Source organism: Paenibacillus polymyxa, from assembly GCF_018614975.1.
Classification (GTDB): Bacteria; Bacillota; Bacilli; order Paenibacillales; family Paenibacillaceae; genus Paenibacillus; species Paenibacillus polymyxa_E.
In genome coordinates this window covers 56,041-63,868 of the sequence record NZ_JAGGNR010000051.1, presented here as the reverse complement: position 1 = coordinate 63,868, position 7,828 = coordinate 56,041, and the positions used below count along the sequence as shown (strand labels likewise).

General features: G+C 47.8%; 6 protein-coding genes. All 6 read right to left on the bottom strand.

Annotated features, from left to right (window positions below):
* Window positions 1-483: 483 nt before the first annotated feature.
* From J7E78_RS27150 to J7E78_RS27125, 6 genes are read right to left on the bottom strand one after another with little or no spacing between them, the layout of a single operon-like run.
* Window positions 484-1,029: a GNAT family N-acetyltransferase gene (locus tag J7E78_RS27150; RefSeq protein WP_215079720.1), complete on the bottom strand. Its 546-nt coding sequence runs from the start codon at window positions 1,027-1,029 to the stop codon at window positions 484-486.
* Between the two features lie 52 nt (window positions 1,030-1,081).
* Complete coding sequence (locus J7E78_RS27145; RefSeq protein ID WP_215079718.1) at window positions 1,082-2,686, bottom strand: response regulator; 1,605 nt, start codon at window positions 2,684-2,686, stop codon at window positions 1,082-1,084.
* Window positions 2,683-4,554 carry a cache domain-containing sensor histidine kinase gene (locus J7E78_RS27140; RefSeq protein WP_215079716.1) on the bottom strand — a complete coding sequence of 624 codons (1,872 nt, stop codon included), beginning with the start codon at window positions 4,552-4,554 and terminating at the stop codon, window positions 2,683-2,685. Before J7E78_RS27140 ends, J7E78_RS27145 begins: the two co-directional genes overlap by 4 nt.
* A 28-nt stretch (window positions 4,555-4,582) precedes the next feature.
* Window positions 4,583-5,431: a carbohydrate ABC transporter permease gene (locus tag J7E78_RS27135; protein WP_215079714.1), complete on the bottom strand. Its 849-nt coding sequence runs from the start codon at window positions 5,429-5,431 to the stop codon at window positions 4,583-4,585.
* On the bottom strand, window positions 5,428-6,378 hold the full coding sequence (locus J7E78_RS27130) for a carbohydrate ABC transporter permease (protein WP_251035295.1): 951 nt from the start codon (window positions 6,376-6,378) through the stop codon (window positions 5,428-5,430). The genes J7E78_RS27135 and J7E78_RS27130 overlap by 4 nt, the downstream gene beginning before the upstream one ends.
* Before the next feature lie 47 nt (window positions 6,379-6,425).
* Window positions 6,426-7,766 carry an ABC transporter substrate-binding protein gene (locus J7E78_RS27125; protein ID WP_215079712.1) on the bottom strand — a complete coding sequence of 447 codons (1,341 nt, stop codon included), beginning with the start codon at window positions 7,764-7,766 and terminating at the stop codon, window positions 6,426-6,428.
* Between the last annotated feature and the right edge of the window lie 62 nt (window positions 7,767-7,828).

The following is a 7,828-nucleotide window of genomic DNA, read 5'->3' as shown; positions in this document are numbered from 1 at the left end:
TTCAAAGATCAAACTTATTTTGTTGCCGAATATTGTTCTCCTCAGCAACTTTTATATCATAACACTTCCGAACCAACTTAGCAAGCTCTTTTTTTAAGTTTCTTTCGAAGCTTATTAGTTTTGCCTGCGGCACTTTGTTTCTCTTGTTTTTTGGCCGGAGATAGAATATATCATATACACAACACAATTACTACTTGTAAAATATGCCATATGCAAACCAATTAATGATTTGATTCAATCTCTTCATAATCTCTTTTCCAATGGCAATATCCTCTTACTATATCCTATATACACTCACCGGTCTAATCTATCTCAATAATAGGATGTGAATAGACTCATTCAACATCATTACATTCGTTCTATAAGATAAGAAACATAATACATCTACTCAATAACACTGCTATCTATTATGTCGGCATCAAATCTACTATTTAAACTCCATAGACTGTGAACTTATATAGATTGTGTTTTTCACTTTTTATACTATAACTCTTTGCACCTGCGCATCACTATCGTGTCATGATACTGTCCATCCGCGTGTCGCCGATCCTTTTTCAAAATGCCTTCGATCCCAAAGCCACACTTTTGATATAGCCCGATTGCCTTGTTGGATGCCAGCACGTTCAACGTCATCTTCTCAACACCGGTCTGGTCTGCCCATTCTATCGACTTCTCCAGCAAGTTCTTGCCAATCCCATGTCCCCAGAATTCTCGGGCTACACACACGCCGAACTCAACCTTATGGCAAAAGCGCTTCAACTCTGTACCTTCACATCGGGAGTATCCCACAATCTCGCCCGCCACTACAGCAACAAGGAACAGATTCCGTGACTTCTCAGTGTCCAAATGGATGATCCGCCTAAACCCGGCTGCGTCGATATACGCCTCGCCCTCTTCACGATCCATGTTCTCGGTTTCCCCATCGATTTGTACACGTAGTGAAGACAATGCCTCAGCATCCTTTTCCTCTGCCGATCTAATGGAGTAAGATAAACCTTTAATGTAGTATTCCTGCTGATCGATCCTCATAAGAACCATATCTCCTCTTCCACTTTATTAAAAATACTGTACCTGTATCGCTCTACCCCACCTCAGACGGACTCTTGCCCGTAAGCATTTTGAACACCTGGCTGAAATACGTCGCATTACGGAACCCCGTCATCTCGCTCACCTCATATACCATGTAATGTCCCGACTGCAACAGTTCCAACGCTCTCTGAATTCGGTACCCGTTCAAATAACTCACGAAATTCTCCCCGGTCACCCTTTTGAACAGTTGACTCAGATACTTCGGATGTACGAACAGCCCCTTGGCTATCGCTTCAAAACTAATCTCTTCGGCGTAATGCAATTCCACATACTGTTTCACCTGCTCGATAAGTTTATTGCTTTTCTTCTCGCCCATCTCCTTACGTACCTGTTCCAGCCATTTACAGATAATACGATCCATCCAGCTTACCAGATCATACAACGCATATTTTGATTGAATTTCACGCAGAAAATCACTCATCGCCAGCGGTGGCGTTAACATAGGGTGAAGTCGGTTCCAGCTATGCATCAATGTGTCAAACAGACTGACGGCCACAACCTGTACATCCTGTATCCCAACACATTTCCCCTCTTTCAGCAAAAGGCAAATATGATGCCATACCTCTTCCGCCAAGTCAGGTCGAATATCCGCCCAAGCCTCATTCCATTGACGAAGCAATAATGAATAATCAGTCACATTGGGCTCTGTTTCCTTTGATGCTTCATAGTGGTAGATACGACTGCCTCCTTGAAACTCTGCTGTTTCCACCGCTTCCCTGCTCTCGAGATAAGAATCTATCACCTCACATGGGTGACTCTTGGATTTCCCGATTCCAGCACTTACTTCAATTTTCAGATACGTAAAGATCTGATTGATCATCCGCTCCACGAGTGGCAGGCATTCCTCCAGATGATCTTTATCTCCTAATAGAAGCAACACAAATACCTGATCCGAATAATCAACTATCTCTACCTGACCATTCATGCGCGCCGTTTGCTCCTTCACCGTCTCCTGAATAATATCGGCCGCCCCATAGCGGAGAAGCTGCCAATCCCGTTCTTTCATTCGTGTCAAAAATACGGGGCGATTCAGTTGCAGACTAATGGCGCGTGTCTGTGAGTACATATGAATGCCTATATAGTCCATGCGTTCTTTAGGCAGTTCGTCTGCCCGATATCGCGTAGTCAGCAGTTCGTGAAGAAATTGTTTGCGTAAATACGGTAGTACCCGTCCGACCTCCTGCTTGTACGTCTGCTCCAGCCGCTCATGCCGCTCTCGCACATCTTGTTCCAGTAGCACCTCTCGCAGCACAGACTCAATCTCCTCAACCTCTGCCGGCTTCAGCAAAAAGTGATTCACACCCCAGCGCATGGCTGCCCTGGCGTTCTCAAATTCGTCATATCCACTAAGAATGATGATTGGCAGGTGGGGATGATCACGTCGTAACGTCTGTGTGATCTCAAGCCCGGTCATCCCCGGTAGATAGACGTCAGTCATAACGACATCTGGATGCATGCGGTGAAACAGGTCCAGCGCATCCAAGCCATTGGAAGCAGTGCCTGCAATGCTGAGGCCCAGAGAAGGCCAATCAATATGATCTGTTAATGCCTTTACAATATGAGGATCGTCATCAACAAGCATAATGGTCTTCATCATTTCTCACCATCCAGCCATAGATTTAATTGCTCGTCGGTCTCAATACGCGGCAGCGCAATGGTCACTTCCACGCCACCTGACTCTCTATCGCCCAGTTTAACGCCATACCTCTTCCCACAATAAAGCTGGATGCGCTGATGTACATTCCGTACACCGATGCCACACGTCTCTTCGAGTTTCCACCCCTCCGGCAACCCCCGCCCATTATCCGTGATACGAATAACGATATCCTCATGCGGGCCTTCCACTTCGTGCATATGCACCTGAATTCGAAGTGTACCTTCTTCAGGGTGTCCGTGCATAACGGCATTTTCGATAAAGGGCTGCAAAATGATCTTGGGAATGTAACAACCGCGAATACGCGGATCGATCTGCTCCTGATATTGAATAGAGAACGGTAGCCGTTCTGACTGGATGTTAACGTAACAACGGGCATGTTCCAACTCATCACGAACCCGTATAAACAATCTCCCCCCACTCAGTCCGATCCGTAACAGCTTACTGAGCTGCACAATCATACGACTAATATCCTTGGCTTCGTAATCAAGTGCGCGCCAGTGGATCATGTCGAGGGTGTTGTATAAAAAATGGGGTTTGATCTGGGCCTCAAGCAAGCCCGTCTGGGCTTCGCGCTTAGCCCGGCTCTCATCCTTCACCTGCTCCATCAGCGTCGTGAGTTGTGAAGCCATGTGATTAAATCCATATGCCAAGTGGGCATATTCCTCCGTAAACGAAAGATGCACCCGGGTATCGAAGTCCCCTTTCTCCAGTTGTCTCATTCGCTTGATCAATTGTCGCAGAGGGCGGATGATCTGCCTTACAAACAGGTACGCCAGCACAGCCGAGCATAATAGTCCCAGCACGGCGATGCCGAGGATCTGCCAGCCCGCTTGTCTGAGCGGAGATAACAGTGTATATACCGGAATAGTCTGTACAAGGCGCCACTGAAGCATGGCTGGCCTGGAGTACAGCACCAATTGAGCACCACCGGGTTGGCCGGAAACCACTTCGTATCCATCTTCACCAGGTTGGACATGTTTCTGAATCCATGCACTATCTATAATAGAAGAAGATGGGTTTACAACCTCACTCGTTTCTTGAACTGCACTCGCTTCATTTCTTCTATCCGCTCGTTCATTCTCCCCCGCTGGATCAACTCTCCCCATCTGCATTACGACATTACCAGCCGTATCTACCAGCAGGACTTTTCCATCAAGCACCATGGGTACATCAGCAAACCTGCGTACGATGTCCGCCCTACTCAGTCGAATGAGCACATAGGCAACCGTTCCGCCTCGACTATCAAAAATCCGCTGGGCGTATCCGACCAGGGATTGGCCCGATTCGTTCTCGCGCAGTGGAACCCAAGCCGCATCAGCCTTTTCCAGGGTAGCAAACCAAGAGTCGTGTTGTGCGATGGTGTCCACCGGAAATATGCGATCAGCCATAGTCACTGTCACTTCATTAAAGACATCCGTGTACAGTTCGATGGAAGTAATGCCTTCACTCACGACCATGGTATGATCCAGAATTCGAGAGACTTCTCTCCGCTGGTGAATCTGTGCAAGCCTGCCCGTATCAGCCGTTTCTAGCAGACTGGACAATTCCCGATTGCTTGCCAAAGAATAGGCAGTTCCGGTTACCCCTGTGATGAAATCAAATCCCCGACGTGTGCTTTCGTTCAGAAGAGCCAGGCGTGCTTTGCTAATCTCGGCAAAGGTGACTGCTGAGAAAGACTGATATGCCAGCCAGACGACAACCGAGACAAGCAACAGGTTAAACGCAATAAAGCAAGTCACCATCAATGTGGAGAGCTTGCTTTGTTGCAGCTTTTGATCAATGAATGAAGACCATCTTCCTTTCCCCATGGAAAAATCAACTCGTTTCGTCTTGGAATTACCCTTTGAGCCCAGAGGTCGCGATTCCTTCCACGAAGTACTTTTGACACAAGATAAATACAATGAAACATGGCACCAGCGACAACACCGACATGGCAAACATCGGACCCCAATCGGATTGAGAACTGGAATCAAGGAACAGACGCAGACCCAGCGGTACAGTGTATTTGCTAACGTCACTCAAGTAGATCAGCTGACTGAAGAAGTCGTCCCATGTCCACAAGAACGTAAAGATCATCGTGGTAACCAGCGCTGGAAAAGCAAGTGGAATGATGATTTTGGTGTATATTTTCACAGGACCGCATCCATCGATAGTTGCCGCCTCATCCAGCTCTTTGGGCAATCCCCGGAAGAACTGTACCATGAGGAAAATGAAGAAGGCGTCGGTCGCCAGCCATTTTGGCACCACAAGCGGCAGATACGTGTTCACCCACTCCAGGTGGTTGAAGAGAATATACTGCGGGATCAGCGTCACATGATGGGGCAGCATGATTGTCATAAGCATCAGGCCGAAGCAGATGGCTTTGAAACGAAAATTCAGTCGGGCGAAGGCATATGCCGCCATAGAGCAGGAAATGACATTGCCGAGCACGGCACCAAGCGACAGGATGACGGAGTTGGTCAGGAACCGGGAGAATGGATTGCCCTGAATACCCGACCAGCCATTGATGTAATTTTTCCAATTCCATTCCTGTGGCCAAAACCAGGTCTCTGTAAAGATCATATGTCCCGGTTTGAATGAGCTGCCCAGCATCCAGAGGATCGGGTAGAGCATGACAAAGGCGATGCCTGAGATCAGCACATGTTTGCTGACAACCCATGCTGTAGAGTTCCGTTGTCCAATCATGATTTCCCACCATCCTCATAGTGCACCCACAGCTTGCTGCTGCGGAATACTAGCAATGTAAATACGCCAATCAGGATGACCAGCACCCAGGCCATCGCGGAAGCATAGCCCATCTGAAAGAATGAGAATCCTTTTTTGTACAGATACAGAGAGTACATTAAGGTTGAATTCACTGGTCCTCCGCTACCATTACTGATAACAAAAGCCTGTGTGAATGATTGAAAAGACGTAATCAGTTGCATCACGAGATTGAAAAAGATGACGGGTGACAGAATCGGCAACGTTATATAAAAGAATCTCCGCAGAGGACCTGCACCATCTACCGCTGAGGCTTCATCATATTCAGGTGGAATCTGCTTCAAACCTGCCAGGAAAATAATCATGGATGATCCAAACTGCCATACGGATAACAGCACAATGGAGTACAGGGCATACTTCGGATTAGCAACCCAATCGGGTGCCTTAATGCCCACCATGGCAAGCACACTATTGAGTAGCCCGTCCCCACCCAGCATTTTACGCCACAACATGGCAATCGCCACGCTACCTCCAAGCAATGTCGGAATATAATACACTGTCCGGTAAATACCGAGCCCTCGAATCCCTTTATTGAGCAACATGGCTACCAGCAGCGCAAAGATCAACTTGACCGGTACCGATACAGCGACATATGTGAAGGTGACTTTGAGCGACTGGGTAAACAGTTTATCCGATGTAAACATCGTCGTGTAATTATCCAGACCGACCCAGGAAGGGGCGGCCAGGATACTGTAATCGGTGAACGAGATGTATAACGATACCAACATTGGACCCAAGGTGAGAAATAACAATCCGACAAGCCATGGGGCAAGGAACAGAAGCGCTGCTCCATTATGCGCATATCTTCGTTTGACCCGCCGGGTAGCTACACGCTCGATTCGGGCTTGAGTGACCTGTGATGTCGTCATCTTCGCAACCTCCCCGCAGAATTAGAAGTCTGAGACAGTTTCAATCATTATTGACTCGATCCAAGCGTAGCCTTGGCTCCTTCAATAAACTGGGCAATGACATCTGGAGTATTGCCTTGACCGAAGGCGATCTGCTCGCTTGCGCTCTTGAAACTTGTGTCCACTTCAGCGAATCCTTGCGGGTATGGTGGATCAATCTCACTGGAATGCTTCGATACGGTATCGATAAATTGGAAAATGACTTGCTCCGCTTCCGGCAGCGTTGGCTGCATCTGCTCACGAATGCTTGAGTTAACCGGCACACCACGCTCAGAACCAAGAATAGCGGTTGCTTCTGGATCATTGACCATGAAATCAATGAACATGGCAACTTCCTTCGGATGTTTGGTTTTGCCATAACCGGAGAGGAATTGGCCTGGTTTCAGATATTCACCGATTTGCTTTTCACCTACACCATGCGGAAGCACTTGTATGCCAAGCTTATGATCCTGGTTTTTGTTCACCTGCTGGAATGTCAGCAATTGATTGGACCATGCAAAGTCCATGGCAGCTGTGCCCAGTGAGATCGGGCGTGTCTCCAGCGCATTGGTTGTGGATGCCGTTATCTCCGCTGTGGTCACTCCACCATTCTCGCGTAGTGCGCTCCACATATCGAACCATTGCTGAAGCTCCTCGCTGGTAGCAGTCATTGTGCCACCGTCGAACAATCCTTTCCCGGATTGGCGGATAAACACTTCAAACATGTTCGTTGTACCGGAAATGTCTGCAGATCCATAGAACCCCTCACCTTTGGCTGCGGCAATCTGGGTCGCAATATCCCCAAAATCCTTCCATGTCCAGCTCTCTTGTGGTTCTTCGATACCTAATTCCTGAAATACGGTGGCGTCATATATGACACCTGGTGCGTTAACTCCGAGGGTAATCGCATATAATTTATCGTCAATCGAACCGGCTGTAATCATGCTCTGATCATGATCCTCTGTCCGCAGCTCTTTGCTCTCTGCAAACGGAGTCAGATCAAGCAAGGCACCCCGCCGGGCAAAGTCAGTCAGAAAGGCGTAATCCATCTGGATGATATCCGGTGCATTCGAACCGGCTACCTGTGTAGTCAACTTGTCAAAGTAACCGTCCCAACCGGAATATTCAGGCTTAATGGTGATTCCCGGATGTTTCTCTTCAAACAATTGGATCACTTTGGTCGTCAGTTCATGTCTGGTCTGTGATCCCCACCAGGTCATGCGCAGTTCAATCTTGCCTGATGAATCTCCTTCACTTCCACTTGCTTCACCAGGAGAAGTTGGTGTATCGGTGGCCCCTCCAGAACAGGCTGTAGCGAACAATAACAGGGACAGGCAGAACAGGGTTACCCACTTTTTTGTAATCATCATAAATGAATTTCCTCCCCTTCTTGCATATGTGGAATCGCTTACAAAACCTATTGTATCGGTCC

What these genes read in the sequence shown, in the direction of transcription:
- J7E78_RS27150 (WP_215079720.1), bottom strand. Translation starts at nt 1,029, where the DNA reads ATGAGGATCGATCAGCAGGAATACTACATTAAAGGTTTATCTTACTCC.
- J7E78_RS27145 (WP_215079718.1), bottom strand. Translation starts at nt 2,686, where the DNA reads ATGATGAAGACCATTATGCTTGTTGATGACGATCCTCATATTGTAAAG.
- J7E78_RS27140 (WP_215079716.1), bottom strand. Translation starts at nt 4,554, where the DNA reads ATGGGGAAAGGAAGATGGTCTTCATTCATTGATCAAAAGCTGCAACAA.
- J7E78_RS27135 (WP_215079714.1), bottom strand. Translation starts at nt 5,431, where the DNA reads ATGATTGGACAACGGAACTCTACAGCATGGGTTGTCAGCAAACATGTG.
- J7E78_RS27130 (WP_251035295.1), bottom strand. Translation starts at nt 6,378, where the DNA reads ATGACGACATCACAGGTCACTCAAGCCCGAATCGAGCGTGTAGCTACC.
- J7E78_RS27125 (WP_215079712.1), bottom strand. Translation starts at nt 7,766, where the DNA reads ATGATGATTACAAAAAAGTGGGTAACCCTGTTCTGCCTGTCCCTGTTA.